This window comes from Nesterenkonia sp. CL21 (genome assembly GCF_031705515.1).
In the GTDB taxonomy this organism is placed as follows: domain Bacteria; phylum Actinomycetota; class Actinomycetes; order Actinomycetales; family Micrococcaceae; genus Nesterenkonia; species Nesterenkonia aethiopica.
Genome location: NZ_JAUTWR010000001.1, coordinates 1,042,729 through 1,056,330, shown reverse-complemented (window position 1 = coordinate 1,056,330; position 13,602 = coordinate 1,042,729). Strand labels below are relative to the sequence as shown.

The window sequence follows — 13,602 nt, the reverse complement described above, 5'->3', positions numbered from 1 at the left end:
AGCACAGGGCCGGGAGCGACGACTCATCGTCGCTCCCGGCCCTGTGCTGTGTCTCCCGGTGCGGAGTATGGGGCAGTGGAGGCTCAGCCCTGCCGGCTGAGGAAGTCCTCCGCGCCTCCGACGAGCTCCACGTGGCCCTGGGCGAGACCGTCCCGATTCACCGTCGAGGCGATCTCCGCAGCGAACTCCTCCACGGAGTACAGCTTGCCGGCGGCTTCCCGGCGGGCGTCGATCGCACCGGGCTCGGCACGCTCGAGCAGCGTCGCGGTGATCGTGCCTTCGATCATGTCCCCGGAGACGATGGTCAGCGTGATCCCCTTCTCGTCCAGCTCAGGGATCATCGCCACCAGGGCGTCCTCACCGGCGCGCTTGGAGCGGGCCACCGGCTCGTAGGCGTCCATGGTGGCGGTCTCATTGATGAAGTGCGCCTGGTGGCTGGTCACGAAGACCACCTGGGCACCGCGAGGCATGACGTCGAGCGCGGCGCGGAGCATCTGGACCTGGGCGTCACGGTTGAGCTTCAGGGCGTAGTCCTCGCCCCGGTCTGACTCCATGCCGCCGGAGGCGTTGAGGATCAGCAGGTCCAGGGAGCCGAAGTTCTCCACGGCGGCGTCCACGAGGCTCTTGGCACCCGCGGCTTCGGTGAGGTCCGCACCGACGGCCACGGCACGGCCGCCGGCCTCGTCGATCTGTGCGACGACCTTCTTCGCGCGGGGGGCCTTCTGCCGGTAGTTGATCACCACACCCGCTCCACGGGCTGCGATCAGCTGAGCAGTGGCCGCACCGATGCCGCGGGACGAGCCGGTGATGATGGCGCCGGTGCCGGCGAGGTCCTGGGTCTCAGTCATGGTCAATGGTCTCCTTCTGTACTGGGTGACGGGGGTCGGCTGCGGAGCACCGGGGCTCAGTGGCCCATACCGAGTCCGCCGTCGACGGGGATCACCGCGCCGGAGATGTAGCCGGCGTCCTCGGAGGACAGCCAGCGCACCACCCGAGCGACTTCGTCGGTCTCGGCGAAACGGCCGGCGGGGATGTTCTCCAGATACTTCTTCTGGGTGTCCTCGTCGAGCGCGTCGGTCATGTCCGAGCGCACGAACCCGGGCGCCACCACGTTGGCGGTGATGCCCCGTCCGCCGAGCTCCCGGGTGAGGGACCGTGCCATGCCCACCAGCCCGGCCTTGGAGGATGCGTAGTTGATCTGACCGGGGGAGCCGTAGAGGCCGACCACGGAGGAGATCAGCACCACGCGGCCCTTGCGCAGGCGCAGCATGCCTTTGGACGCACGCTTGAGCACGCGGAATGCTCCGGTGAGGTTGGTGTCCACCACGTCCGTGAAGTCATCTTCGGACATCCGCAGCAGCAGGGTGTCCCGGGTGATGCCGGCGTTGGCGACCAGCACCTCCACAGGTCCGTGGGCCTCCTCGACGGCGGTGAACGCCGCATCGATCGAGGCGGCGTCGGTGACGTCCGCGGCCACCCCCAGCGCGCCCTCCGGGGCTTCGCCGGTCCGGGTTGTCACCGCGACCTTGTCTCCGGCCGCGATGAACTCCTCGGCGATGGCGCGGCCGATGCCGCGGTTGCCTCCGGTGATCAGTACGCTGCGTCCGCTCATGGGTCTCCCGTCGTCAAAATGGTCACAACTGCCCACCAGCCTATGTCAGGCACACGGTGACCGTCTCGTCACATCGCCGGTGGGCGTCCAGGTCCGCGCACTAGAATGGAGCGGTGAACGAACCTGTCCAGTCCATCACGGATGCTCCCCAGCGTCACAGCGAGGAGCAGCACGGGCGCATGGTGCGCTACGCGATCTCCATGGGCATCCGTGCCGTGTGCTTCGTGCTGGCCGTCGTCGTGCAGAACTGGATGACCTGGGTCTTCCTCGCGCTGGCTGTCGTGCTGCCCTACATCGCGGTCACCGTGGCCAATGCGGGCACGGACCGGTACTTCCGCAGTCGGGATGCCGAGACGGTGGACGGGATGCGCGGTCTGCCTGCCGGCTCGGCGCAGCTGGGGGACGGCCGGGGCCCCGGAAGAGATGCGGATGATCAGGCCGCGGCAGGGGACCCTGACCGTGCCGAGGGCCATCAGGGGGGCGCCGAGGGGCAGGTGCAGGTCATCGAAGGTGAAGTCGTGCGGGATGCAGGAGACGATGGACGTTCTTAGCTCGCTGGGCGGACAGGCCGGGGAGGCCTCCGGTCCGGAGACGCCGCAGTGCTCCCGCAAGGGGTGCCGGTCCGCCGCCGTCTGGCAGATCCTGTGGAACAACCCCAAGATCCACGACGAGCAGCGACGGAAGGTCTGGCTGGCCTGTGACGAGCACCGGGCATGGCTGGAGAACTTCCTGGCCCAGCGTCTGTTCTGGCGCAGCACGGTGCCCCTGACCGGCGGCGACACTGAGGAGTCCGCGACATGAGCCGGTACCGATTCCTGCTGACTCCCACGTGGCTGGGCTGGCTGGCCGTGTGCGTGGGCTTCGCTGTGGCCTGTGTGTTCCTGGGACAGTGGCAGCTGGACCGCCGGGAGCAGGCTATGGAGGACATCAACAGGGTCGTCGCCAACTATGACGAGGACCCAGTGCCCTATGCCGAGGTGCGCGAACTGTACCGGTCTCCGGAGGCCGACGACGAATGGACCGTGACCACTTTGCGCGGCGAATATCTCTCCGACGACGTCCGGCTGGTGCGCAACCGCGGTCACAGCGGGTCCGTCGGCTATGAGCAGGTGGTGCCCTTCCGCACCCACGACGGCGACGTCGTCGTGATCAGCCGCGGCTGGCTGCCGACCGACAGCACCGATGCCTCCCGGCCCGCCTATATGCCGGAGCCGCCGCGGGGAGAGGCCGAGGTGACGGTGCGGCTGAAGCCGGGCGAGCCGGACATCGACCGGGACGCCCCGGACGGCCAGCTCGCCTCCATCGACCTCGACGAGTACGAGACGCAGCTCGGCTACGACCTCGTGACCGGCGCCTACGGGCTCATGGCCGGAGAGGATCCGGCCCCCGACCAGCAGCCGCGCCAGCTGGCCCGGCCGGAGCTGGACGAGGGCCCGCACCTGTCCTACTCCATGCAGTGGTACGCGTTCGGGCTGCTCGGCTTCGTCGGCTGGGGATACGCGGCCCGACTGACGGCCCGCAATCGGGATCTCGACGTGATCGCCGAAGAGGAGGACGGAAAGGAACGGGCAGCCGGGACGGCGTCATCAGGGGTCTCCCGTCAGGAGCGTCTGCGCGAGGCCCGCCGGCGTCGTCGGGAGCGGGCCGGTCGCGCCAGCGACGAAGACGTCGAGGACGCGTGGGTGGACGAAAGGCTGGGCTCACGCTGACCGGTTCGGGCGCTTCGGCAGCCCCTCAGCAGCCCCTGTGCTGGCGCCGGGCGGTGCGCAGCGACTCATGCAGGTTGTCGGTGCGCGGCGCCTGCACGGCTCGGCGGGGACGTCGGCTGCCCCGGCGGACGGCCCGGAGATCCTCGATCAGCAGAGCCTCAGGAATCTCCCCGGACTCGTCGACCCGGACCCGCTTGCCCTCGCCGACCACCGGAAGTGCCCAGATGGCCAGGAACAGGACCCCGATGGCGCCCGCGGTCAGGGCCGCCCACCCGAGAGCGTCCCACACCGGCTCTGCTCGGTCCACCACTCCGCTCCACGTGCCGTAGAGCAGGGCGGCCGCCATGGTCAGCAGGACCCAGGGCATCGCCGTCAGAGGCATCCTCTCCCGGTAGAGCACCGTGCCCGAGCGAAGTCGAGCTGACAAGAAGCGGTGCATCAGATCACCAGCAGCAGGGCGGTGGGCACCGTCAGAAGCCCGGCAGCGGCTGCCGCGATCGCGGCCTGGGCGGTGCGTGGAAGCGCTGGCGGGGGCACGAGCAGGCGCTTGAGCCGCTCCGTGGTGATCACCGCGGCGCCGGCGCCGGCGGTCGCACCCTGGGCCGCATCGAGCTCCGGCAGGCCGCGAGGTCCGTCCGCGTCCGCGTCGTCGATCAGGGACATCTCAGGGGTGCTCAGGGCCAGAGAGCGCAGGAGGTCGTCCCTGGAATGGTGCTGCATGGCGCCGTCGTCGGCGAGCATCTCCGTGAGCTCGAGGACCGCTTCCCGGCCGTAGCGGGTGGTGGGCAGCCAGGGCAGCGCCCGGTACCAGGCGTCGAAGGCCATGGTGAGCAGATGGTGCCGTTGGTGCAGGTGAGTCTGCTCGTGAGCGACGACGGCGGCGAGCTCCGCATCGGAGAGCTGGTCGAGCAGCCCGCGGGAGAGCACCGTGACCGAACTTGCGTGCGTGCGTCCGGGCAGACAGTAGGCCAAGGGCGCCTCGGCCTCGATGACATGGGCCTCATCCACGGCCGTCGCATTCGGTGCTGTGGTGGCGCCTCTGCGCTCGTCCAGCGGTGTGGACAGCAGCCTCACGAGATCCCGGTGCCGGCGTCGCGAACCCAGGACCCTGACGTAGGTGCGCAGCAGCGTGAGCAGCAGGTGGGTGCCCAGCATGACCGCCAGGCACAGGGCGAACACATGGGTGGGCAGCACATGCAGGTCCTCCAGCGCGGTGAAGTCGGCGGCGAGCAGCAGCTTCAGGACCTCCGCCACGGATTCATGGAGCGATCCGCCGAAGGGTGACAGCCCGTAGACCAGAGGCGCTCCGATGAGCGCGAGCCCCCCGGCCAGAGCGATGGCCTGCCACAGCAGCATGGCGGCCCACGGAGAGCGTGCGCGGAAACGGGCCCGGCTGAGCAGCCGGGGGATCGGCACGGCCAGCAGGAACGCCAGCACGGCGAGGAAGAGGGCCAGCGAGGTCACAGCACCAGTCTACGGGCACGTCCACATCGGACCGGGGCGACCACGGCGACGAGGAGGTCTCCGCGGGGGAGCGGTTCAGGAGGACCTGAGGATCCGACGAAGAGCGGCGGCCTCCGAGTCGGAGATCCCACCGATGAAGCGGGCGAGCACGGCCTCACGGTCGGAGGCGGTGCCGAGCACCTCATTGAGCATCTCCACCGTGTGCTCCTCGCGGCTGGCCGCGGCGGCGTAGCGGTGCGGACGGCTGGAGCGCTCCCGGGTGACCATGTTCTTCTTCTCCAGGCGCGCGAGGACCGTCAGCACCGTGGTGACCGCCAGGTCCTCGTCCAGTCGATCCCGCACGTCATTGGCGCTGAGGGACTCTGCGCTGTCCCAGAGCAGGCTCATGACTGAACGCTCGAGGTCGCCGAGGGTGGCCATGCGGTGGATCTCCTTGCCGGTGATGGGGTGTCCTGACAGGCGGAGCGAGTCTGCTCAGCCCGCTACAGGGTGCCTTTCCACGATACTCCTGGTGGGACCGTGATTTCTACAACCTGTAGTAATGGCGTGTCACATGATGAGACGCCACCGTGCGTCAGTCCCCGGCGGCCCCGGTGTCCTCGGAGCCGTCCTCGGCGCCGTCCACGGAGCCGGCCGACAGGCGTGCGCCGGCCACGCGGGTGAGGGCCTCCGGGCTGGAGGCCACCGCATCGACCGTGCGCTCCAGCGGGATCCCGGAGCCGTCGCGTCGGGCCGTCTCCGCCGGCAGCACACGGGCCGAGCCGTTCTTCGCCGCGCCCATCGCCGGGCCCAGACCTGCCCATGCCAGGCGCAGGTGGTCTTCGCCGCGGAGAAAACGATGGGCACGGACGCCGGCGGTCGCGCGCCCCTTGGCCGGGAACTCGGAGAACTCGGTGACCTTCACGCTGCCGTCCTCGAAGCCCTCCAGCGGCTCCTGTCCGGCGGCGACGGTCACCACCACCGGCGTCCAGCCGGCCAGGTCCTCTGCGAGCTGCCCGTCCTCGTCCGGCACTCCCGCGCCGGGCACGACCGTGAAGCTGATGACCTCATCGCCGTCGGCGACCTTGATTCCTGCCATCCCGGCGGCGGTCCTGCCCTGGGGACGCACCAGTGCGGCGTCGTAGTGCAGCATCTGCGCCCCCGCAGTGATGAACACCAGCTGGTCGTCATCAGCAGGGGCCGCCTGGGCGCCGACGACGCGGTCCTTGCCCTTCAGCGCGACGACCTCCCACTCGTCCCGGTTCAGCGGATAGTCCGGGTTGACCCGTTTGACCCGCCCCGCGGCCGTCCCGAGGGCGACGACCTCGTCCAGGGGCACGAAGGCGATCAGCTCCTCTTTGCGCTCCAGCGCCAGGAAATCCTTGACCTTGACACCCTGGTTGAGATTCACCGTGCCGGAGGCGACCTCCACGGCGGGCATGTCCACCACCGGCACCCGGATCATCCGTCCTGCCGAGGTGATGGCGCCGATCTCCCCACGGGCTGAGGTGGGGACCATGGACGTCAGCGCGTCATGACGCCCGCGACGAGTCGGATGGACCAGTCCGGAGCGGTCCGTGGTGCGAGCCAGCTGCCCCGAGGTCGACAGCAGAGCCCAGCACGGGGAGTCGGCGATCTGCATGGCGGTGGCCGCCTCATCGGGCGAGGCCGCCTTCGCCGCGGGAGCCGGGGCCTCCAGGGTCTCGGACTCCACCAGCTGGGTACGGCGGTCGTCGCCGTGGGCCTCGGCAACCTGGGCCAGCTCGTCGGCCACCGCCTCCCGCAGCCGCTGCTCGGAGTCCAGGATCGCCTGAAGCTCGGCGATCTCCTCCTCGAGGCGCTGCTTCTCCTGCTCCAGCTCCAGCGTGGAGTAGCGGGTCAGCTGCCGCAGCCGCAGCTCCAGGATGTGCTCAGCCTGCGGCTGGGTGAGGTCGAAGATCGTCATCAGGCGCTCTCGGGCGGTGCCGGTGTCCTCGGCGGCGCGGATGATCTGGATGACCTCGTCGATGTCGAGGATCGCGATCAGCAGGCCCTCCACCAGATGGAGGCGGTCCTGGCGCTTCGCCAGTCGATAGGCCGTGCGCCGACGCACCACGGAGATGCGGTGGTCCACGTAGACCTGGAGCATCTCCAGCAGGCCCAGTGTGCGCGGCTGGCCGTCCACCAGGGCCACGTTGTTGATCCCGAAGGAGTCCTCCATCGGGGTGAGCTTGTACAGCTGCGCCAGCACCGCCTGGGGGTTGAACCCGGCCTTGAGCTCGATGATCATCCGCAGGCCGTGCTTGCGGTCGGTCAGGTCCAAGACGTCGGAGATGCCGGCCAGGCGCTTGGACTGGACCGCGTCCTTGATCTTCTCGATGATCTTCTCCGGACCCACCATGTAGGGCAGCTCCGTGACGACGATCCCCGTCTTGCGCGGAGAGACCTGCTCGATGGAGACCGTCGCGCGGGTCTTGAAGGAGCCGCGACCCGTGCGGTAGGCGTCCCGGATGCCGTCCAGTCCCACGATCCGTCCACCCGAGGGAAGGTCAGGGCCGGGGATGTGGACCATGATGTCCTCGAGCGTGGCCTCGGGGTGCATGATCAGATGCCGCGCCCCCGCGACCACTTCACGCAGGTTGTGCGGAGCCATGTTCGTCGCCATGCCCACGGCGATCCCCGACGCGCCGTTGACCAGCAGGTTGGGGAAGGCGCTGGGCAGCACCGAAGGCTGGGTCAGCTGATTGTCATAGTTCGGCTCGAAGTCGACGACGTCCTCGTCCAGATCGGTGGTCATCGACACCGCGGCCGCCGTCATACGGGCTTCGGTGTAGCGGGGAGCCGCCGGGCCGTCGTCGAGGGAGCCGAAGTTGCCGTGGCCGTCCACCAGGGGCAGCCGCAGCGAGAAAGACTGGGCCATGCGGACCAGGGCGTCGTAGATGGCGGCGTCCCCATGGGGGTGCAGCTTTCCCATCACCTCGCCCACCACGCGGGCGGACTTCACATGGCCCTTCTCGGGGCGCAGCCCCATCTGGGACATCATGTACAGGATCCGCCGTTGCACCGGCTTCAGTCCGTCGCGGGCGTCCGGCAGAGCCCGCGAGTAGATCACCGAATAGGCGTACTCCAGGAACGAGGTCTCCATCTCCGCCGAGACGTCGATGTCGACGATGTGGTCCTCCGGGGTCACCGGGGGCTGCTCGGGGCCGGAGCGCGGGGAGCTGGAAGTCGAACGGCGGGCCATGGGCGCGGAAGGTGTCCTTCGTCGGGGTCGTGAGGGTCGGCAGGGCCTTCGCAGACGTCCATAGGAGCGGTCCATGCCTGCCGGCCGGAAGTTCTCGTAGTCTTGATCCTATGGGTGAACCAGCAGAAACCGGCGGATATCCGGGCCACTGGGAGGCAGATGTCGTCCTGCGGGACGGCGCCGCGGCCCACCTGCGCCCGATCGGGGCCGACGATGCCGAGCGGCTGCAGCGCATGCATGCGGCCCAGTCGGAGTCGTCCATCTATCTGCGGTACTTCACCTACAAGTCCTCACTGACGGAGAAGGAGCTGCGACGCTTCACCCAGGTGGACCACGTCGACCGGGTGGCGATGGTGATCCTGCTGGCCAGCCCGTCCGGCGATCAGGAGATCATCGGCGTCGGAGGCTACGACCGCATCGACGGCACCCGGGAGGCCGAGGTCTCGTTCCACATCTCCGACGCCCATCAGGGCAGAGGTCTGGGGTCGATCCTGCTGGAGCATCTGGCGGCAGCCGGCCGGGAGCGTGGCCTGGAGCGGTTCTCCGCGGAGGTCCTGCCGGAGAACCGCAAGATGTTGGCCGTCTTCTCCGAGGCCGGCTATGAGGTGCAGCGGCGGTTCGAAGACGGCGTGGTCGTCCTCGAGTTCCCCATCGACCCGACGGAGAAGTCCCGCGCCGTGATGGAGGCGAGGGAGCATCGCGCCGAGTCCCGCAGCGTCGCCGAGCTGCTGACGCCGTCCCAGGTGGCGGTCATCGGCGCCTCCCGCGAGTACGGCTCGGTGGGGTATCACCTGGTGCACAACCTCGTGGAGGGGCGGTTCACCGGAGGCATCCACGCCGTGAACCCGGACGCCTTCGAGGTCGGCGGCACGGAGGCGTACGCCTCGCTGGAGCACATCAAGCAGGACGTCGATCTGGCGGTCGTGGCGGTGCCTCCGGAGCGGCTGGCCGAGGTGGTGGCGGACTGCGGTCGGCACGGGGTCAAGGGACTGCTGGTGGTGACCGCGGGGCTCGAGGCCGAGGGCGCCGGAGGGTCTCGGGCATCCGGCGCCGTCCTCGATCAGCGGGAGCTCGTTCGGCTGGCCCGCGGGTGGGGGATGCGGGTGATCGGGCCGGCCTCTGTGGGCCTGATCAACACCGACCCCGACATCTCGCTCAACGCCTCCCTGTCCCCGACGATGCCCTTGCGCGGCGGGGTCGGGCTCTTCAGCCAGTCGGCCTCGATCGGAGTGTCGCTGTACGCCGCGGCCTATCGACGGCAGGTCGGGCTGTCCTCGGTGATCTCGGCGGGCAACCGCGCGGACCTCTCCGGGAACGACGCCATGCAGCGCTTCGAGGACGACGAGGCGACGCGAGCTGTCGGGATCTACCTGGAGAGCTTCGGGAACCCCCGCAAGTTCTCTCGCATCGCCCGGCGGCTGTCGCTGACGAAGCCGGTGGTCGTCGCCACATCCGACGTCACAGGCCGTCGGCTGCCGCCCGGCCATGACGTGCGCACCACGCTGACTCCGCGGGGGGCCGTGGACTCCATGCTCGAGCACTCCGGCGTCATCCAGGTCGGCAACCATGATTCGCTCATGGACGTGCTGCAGATCCTGGCCAGCCAGCCGCTTCCCGCCGGGCCGCGTCTGGGCATCCTGTCGAACTCCGCCTCGATGGGCCGGGTGCTGGCGGACGCCGCCCAGTCCCACGGGCTTCAGGCCGTACGGACGGAGTCGGGGCTTGACCTCGACGGGACCCGACGTGAGGCGGAGGATAAGCTGCGGAAGGCGCTCGACGCGCTGCTGGGAGCCGAGGAGGTGGACGCCGTCGCGCTGTGCCTCCAGCCGACCGTCGCCGGCGAGCACCAGGATCATTCCCGGGTGATCCTCGACACCGCTCGGCAGCATCCCAAGCCCGTGGTCGTCTCGCTCATCGGGGTCCTGGAGGACGATGTGCCGCTGAACCACCTGGCCGCCGCCGCGCCGGTCATGGAGACCGGCGCGCTGCAGCAGGGCGTCCCCGTCTATTCCTCACCCGCCCGCTCGGTGGCCGCTCTGGGCAAGATCGTGCGCTACCAGCGATGGCGGCAGGAGGGGATCGGCGAGCCCTGGACGCCTTCCGGCCTGGAAGGCTCCACCGTCTCGCGCACCGTCGACGAGCTCCTCGAGGGCTGGCTCGCGGAATCCGTCTCCGGGACCGCCCTGCATCGGCTCGAGGCCGAACAGGCCGCGGAGCTGCTGGGTCACTATGGGCTCTCAGTGATGCCGTCGGTCCCTTTCACGACGCCGGAGGAGGCGGTCGCGGCCGCGGAACGGCTCGGCTGGCCGGTGGCGGTCAAGGCCACCACTGACTCGCTGCGGCACCGCCTGGATCTCGGGGGCGTGCGGCTCAACATCAGCGACGCCGACATGCTGCGCCGCACCGTGGCGGACATGCGTGCTCAGCTGGAGGGTCTCGGCGCACCGGGCCTCGAGGTCCAGGCGATGGCCCCCATCGGGCAGGGGTGCAGGGTCCGGGCCCTGGAAGATCCGCTCATGGGTCCCGTGGTGTCCTTCGGGATCTCCGGTGACGCAGTGGACCTCCTGGACGACTGGGCCCATGCCGTCCCGCCGCTGACCGACAAAGATCTCAGATCTCTGGTCCGTCGGCCGCGTGCCGCGCAGAAGCTCACGGGGCATCGTGGTCTGCCGCCGGTGGACATCACTGCGGTGGAGGAGACCCTGCAGCGGGTGGCCATGCTCAAGGACAACCACCCCCAGGTCGCCGCGCTGGAGATCGCGCCCCTGCTGGTCGCGGAGGAAGGCGTCAGCATCCTGCATGCGACCATCGACATCGCCAATCCGCAGCAGCGCACCGACTCGGCGCGCCGAGCCATCAGCCGGTGGTGAGGGCCCGGTTCAGACGGCCGAGGGGTCGGCGGCGACGGACTTCAGGAGGGTCCGCAGGCCCTGCTGGCGCGCCTCGAAGGGGCTCATCCCGCCCTGGGCCGGGATGAAGCGGATGGCGTAGAGCGTCGCCCAGGTGATGTTGCTGACCCATTCGGGGCTGAGGGTCGGATCGATGGTGCCGTCCCGATGCCCACGGCGCAGCGCCGCGGCGATCTCCGCATCCTCGGCGGATTCAGCGGGCGCCTCGCAGTCGCCGGACGTGTCCTGATCGGGCTCGTCGGAGGCCATCCACCAGGCCAGGGTGTCGATGCGGCTGATCAGTTCACCGCAGAGGCGACGGAAGGCCTCGAAGCCCGATCCCTGGTCCAGCCGCGCCACACGGACCGCCTCCGTCCATTGCTCCTCCGCCAGAGCGTCCACGGCGGCACGTAGAGCGGCACGGTCCGTGAAGTGACGATGCAAGGTGCTCCGAGAGACGCCGGCCGTGTCCGCCACATCGCTGAGGGCGGCTCCGGGGTTCACGGACAGGACCTCGACGGCGGCGAGCAGTATGGCCCGGCGGGTGCGCTGCGCGGCCGGACTCGGCGGGGCGAGGGGTCCTGATGAGGAGTGAGCGCGATCCGGTCCCGGCTCTTCCGGTCCCGGCTCTGCGGGGCTGGCGTCCTCCTCGGCCTCCGTCTCCCGCTCGGTTCCGGGGGCTGGGGACGCGGCGCTGTCGATCTCCTGCATGGGACCCAGCGTACAGGAGTGAACAGCCCTGATGTGCCACAAGTATTGACGAAAGTGCGACACTTATGTCTCACTAGGTGTCATGAATGAATCAACAGTGGAGGCGTCGGTCGAGCCCGAGGCCTCGTCCTCAGTCCGCATGAAGGTCCTGTGGTCCTTCGCGCGACCGCATCTGAAGGTCCTGGGACTCGGGCTGCTGCTCTCGCTCGCCGTCTCGGCCATGGGGCTGGCGAGCCCGATGGTCACCAAGTGGGTGCTGGACAGCCTCGCGGTGGACGCCTCGCTGCGGGATCCCGTCCTGGTGCTGGTCGGTCTGCTCCTGCTCGGCGCCGGTCTTGGCTGGTGCCAGTGGGTCCTCCTGGGGCGGCTGGCCGAGGACATCGTCTACGATGCCCGCCGACGCATGATCCTCCGATACCTGGGGTCCCGCGTCTTTGAGCTCCTGCGGCGCAGTCCCGGGGAGCTCGTCACCAGGGTCACCTCGGACACGGTGCTGCTCAACCAGGCGGCCTCGACCGCCATCATCGGGCTGATCAACGGCGCCATCATGATCCTCGGCTCCCTGCTGCTGATGGCGCGCCTGGACCTGGTGCTGCTGGGCACCACACTCGCCGCTCTGGCGGTCGTGCTGGTGATCTTCGCCGTGCTCATGCCGCGCATCGCCACGGTGGAGGAGAAGGCCCAGGCCGCCCTGGGTGACCTCGGATCCGACCTGGAGGGCACGGTGCGGGCCATCAAGACGGTGAAGTCCTCGCGGGCCGAAGGACGCCGCTACGAGTCGCTGATGCGCCACGTGGGCTCCTCCCGACGGCACAGCCTGCGTTCCGTGAAGATCCAGGCGGGAGCCTGGACGGTCGCGGGAGTCGGACTCGACGGCGCCCTCATCATGGTGCTCGCGCTGGGAGCCTGGCGCGTCTCCGAAGGCCACATCGGTGTCTCCACGCTCGTGGCGTTCCTGCTCTATGTCTGGGGACTGACCGGGCCGCTGATGGAGCTCACCCAGAACCTCACCACGCTGCAGTCCGGCCTGGCCGCCGCCGGACGGATCAGCCAGGTGGACGCGATGCCCGTGGAGGACCGGCGAGCCGACCTCCGCGTCGTGGAGGGAGTGGCACGAGGCTCGGGCGCCGTGACGGGGCCGGGCCACGACGACTTCGGCGTCCCAGCCCCGGACCCCCGCTCGGGCAGGGGAGGGCCACCACCTGGAGACGCCGGTCCAGAGGCACCGGCGGCAACGGAGAGCAGCGACTCGGAGACCGCATCCCGGCCCGTGCTGGAGCTGGCAGGAGTGACCGCCCGCTATGCGCAGGACGGTCCGGTGGCGGTCCAGGGCATCGATCTGCGGGTCCCGGCGACGGGCCACGTGGCGCTCGTCGGCCCCTCCGGGGCCGGGAAGACGACGCTGCTGTCGCTGATGATGCGGTTCCTGGAGCCCGAGGAGGGAGAGCTCAGACTGCGCGGCACGCCCTACGGGCAGCTCAGCCCGGCCCTGGTGCGCTCGGCCTTCGCCTACGTGGAGCAGGAGACTCCCGTCGTGCCCGGGACGATTCGGGAGAACCTGCTGTTCTCCGCACCCGAGGCAGACGAGCACCAGCTGCAGCAGGTGCTGCGGCGGCTGCAGCTCGAGGACATGGTCTCCCGCCTGCCGCACGGGCTGGACACGGCACTGACGGACACCAACGTCTCTGGAGGGCAGCGTCAGCGGATCGCCCTGGCCCGGGCGCTGCTGGTGGATCCGGCGGTGCTGCTGCTCGACGAGGCCACCGCTCAGGTCGACGGCGTCACGGAGGCCGCCGTGCAGGAGACCATCGCCACGCACGCCCGCCATGCCGCCGTCGTGACCATCGCCCACCGGCTCTCGACCGTGGTCGACGCGGACCGCATCCTCGTGATGGACGGAGGGCGCATCGTCGATGAGGGCACCCACGGGCAGCTGCTGACCAGCTCCCAGCTGTACCGCAGCCTGGTGGCGGCCCTGCGGATGGAGACTCCGGTGGGGTGACCCTGCGGGGTGTT

The 13,602-nt window shown here is 69.7% G+C and carries 12 protein-coding genes; 5 read left to right on the top strand and 7 right to left on the bottom strand.

Annotated elements, in window-relative coordinates:
* Positions 1–83 precede the first annotated feature (83 nt).
* Entirely contained in the window at positions 84–848 is a 765-nt protein-coding gene (locus tag Q7C18_RS04710) for an SDR family oxidoreductase (protein WP_070162447.1), read from the bottom strand.
* Positions 849–904: 56 nt separating this feature from the next.
* Positions 905–1,612, bottom strand: a complete 708-nt coding sequence (gene fabG / locus Q7C18_RS04705) for a 3-oxoacyl-ACP reductase FabG (protein WP_311024389.1) — start codon at positions 1,610–1,612, stop codon at positions 905–907.
* 113 nt (positions 1,613–1,725) lie between these two features.
* Here fabG and Q7C18_RS04700 point away from each other — a divergent pair, with 113 nt between their 5' ends.
* Genes Q7C18_RS04700 through Q7C18_RS04690 form a run of 3 tightly spaced genes read left to right on the top strand, consistent with a single transcriptional unit; the run spans position 1,726 to position 3,321 of the window.
* Complete coding sequence (locus Q7C18_RS04700; RefSeq protein ID WP_311024388.1) at positions 1,726–2,163, top strand: DUF3099 domain-containing protein; 438 nt, start codon at positions 1,726–1,728, stop codon at positions 2,161–2,163.
* A complete protein-coding gene (locus tag Q7C18_RS04695) occupies positions 2,150–2,413 on the top strand; it encodes an acetone carboxylase (RefSeq protein WP_311024387.1) in 264 nt (87 codons plus the stop codon). The genes Q7C18_RS04700 and Q7C18_RS04695 overlap by 14 nt, the downstream gene beginning before the upstream one ends.
* Entirely contained in the window at positions 2,410–3,321 is a 912-nt protein-coding gene (locus Q7C18_RS04690) for an SURF1 family protein (protein WP_311024386.1), read from the top strand. The genes Q7C18_RS04695 and Q7C18_RS04690 overlap by 4 nt, the downstream gene beginning before the upstream one ends.
* Before the next feature lie 25 nt (positions 3,322–3,346).
* On the opposite strand, the gene Q7C18_RS04685 is transcribed toward Q7C18_RS04690, so the two are convergent.
* The 4 genes from Q7C18_RS04685 to Q7C18_RS04670 form a co-directional block, all read right to left on the bottom strand.
* On the bottom strand, positions 3,347–3,748 hold the full coding sequence (locus Q7C18_RS04685; RefSeq protein ID WP_311024385.1) for a hypothetical protein: 402 nt from the start codon (positions 3,746–3,748) through the stop codon (positions 3,347–3,349).
* A gap of 11 nt (positions 3,749–3,759) precedes the next feature.
* The gene (locus tag Q7C18_RS04680) at positions 3,760–4,785 is read right to left on the bottom strand and encodes a M56 family metallopeptidase (RefSeq protein ID WP_311024384.1); all 1,026 of its coding nucleotides are present in this window, start codon (positions 4,783–4,785) and stop codon (positions 3,760–3,762) included.
* 75 nt (positions 4,786–4,860) lie between these two features.
* Positions 4,861–5,205 carry a BlaI/MecI/CopY family transcriptional regulator gene (locus tag Q7C18_RS04675; protein ID WP_311024383.1) on the bottom strand — a complete coding sequence of 115 codons (345 nt, stop codon included), beginning with the start codon at positions 5,203–5,205 and terminating at the stop codon, positions 4,861–4,863.
* A 154-nt stretch (positions 5,206–5,359) separates the two neighbouring features.
* Positions 5,360–7,987, bottom strand: a complete 2,628-nt coding sequence (locus Q7C18_RS04670) for a DNA topoisomerase IV subunit A (RefSeq protein ID WP_311024382.1) — start codon at positions 7,985–7,987, stop codon at positions 5,360–5,362.
* Positions 7,988–8,097: 110 nt separating this feature from the next.
* Here Q7C18_RS04670 and Q7C18_RS04665 point away from each other — a divergent pair, with 110 nt between their 5' ends.
* Positions 8,098–10,857, top strand: a complete 2,760-nt coding sequence (locus Q7C18_RS04665) for a GNAT family N-acetyltransferase (RefSeq protein ID WP_311024381.1) — start codon at positions 8,098–8,100, stop codon at positions 10,855–10,857.
* A 9-nt stretch (positions 10,858–10,866) separates the two neighbouring features.
* Here the strand turns inward: Q7C18_RS04665 and Q7C18_RS04660 are convergent, their stop codons facing one another.
* On the bottom strand, positions 10,867–11,586 hold the full coding sequence (locus tag Q7C18_RS04660) for a TetR/AcrR family transcriptional regulator (RefSeq protein ID WP_311024380.1): 720 nt from the start codon (positions 11,584–11,586) through the stop codon (positions 10,867–10,869).
* 82 nt (positions 11,587–11,668) lie between these two features.
* On the opposite strand from Q7C18_RS04660, the gene Q7C18_RS04655 reads away from it, so the two are divergent.
* Positions 11,669–13,588 (top strand): ABC transporter ATP-binding protein, encoded by a 1,920-nt coding sequence (locus Q7C18_RS04655; protein ID WP_311024379.1) that lies wholly within the window; start codon positions 11,669–11,671, stop codon positions 13,586–13,588.
* Positions 13,589–13,602 lie beyond the last annotated feature (14 nt).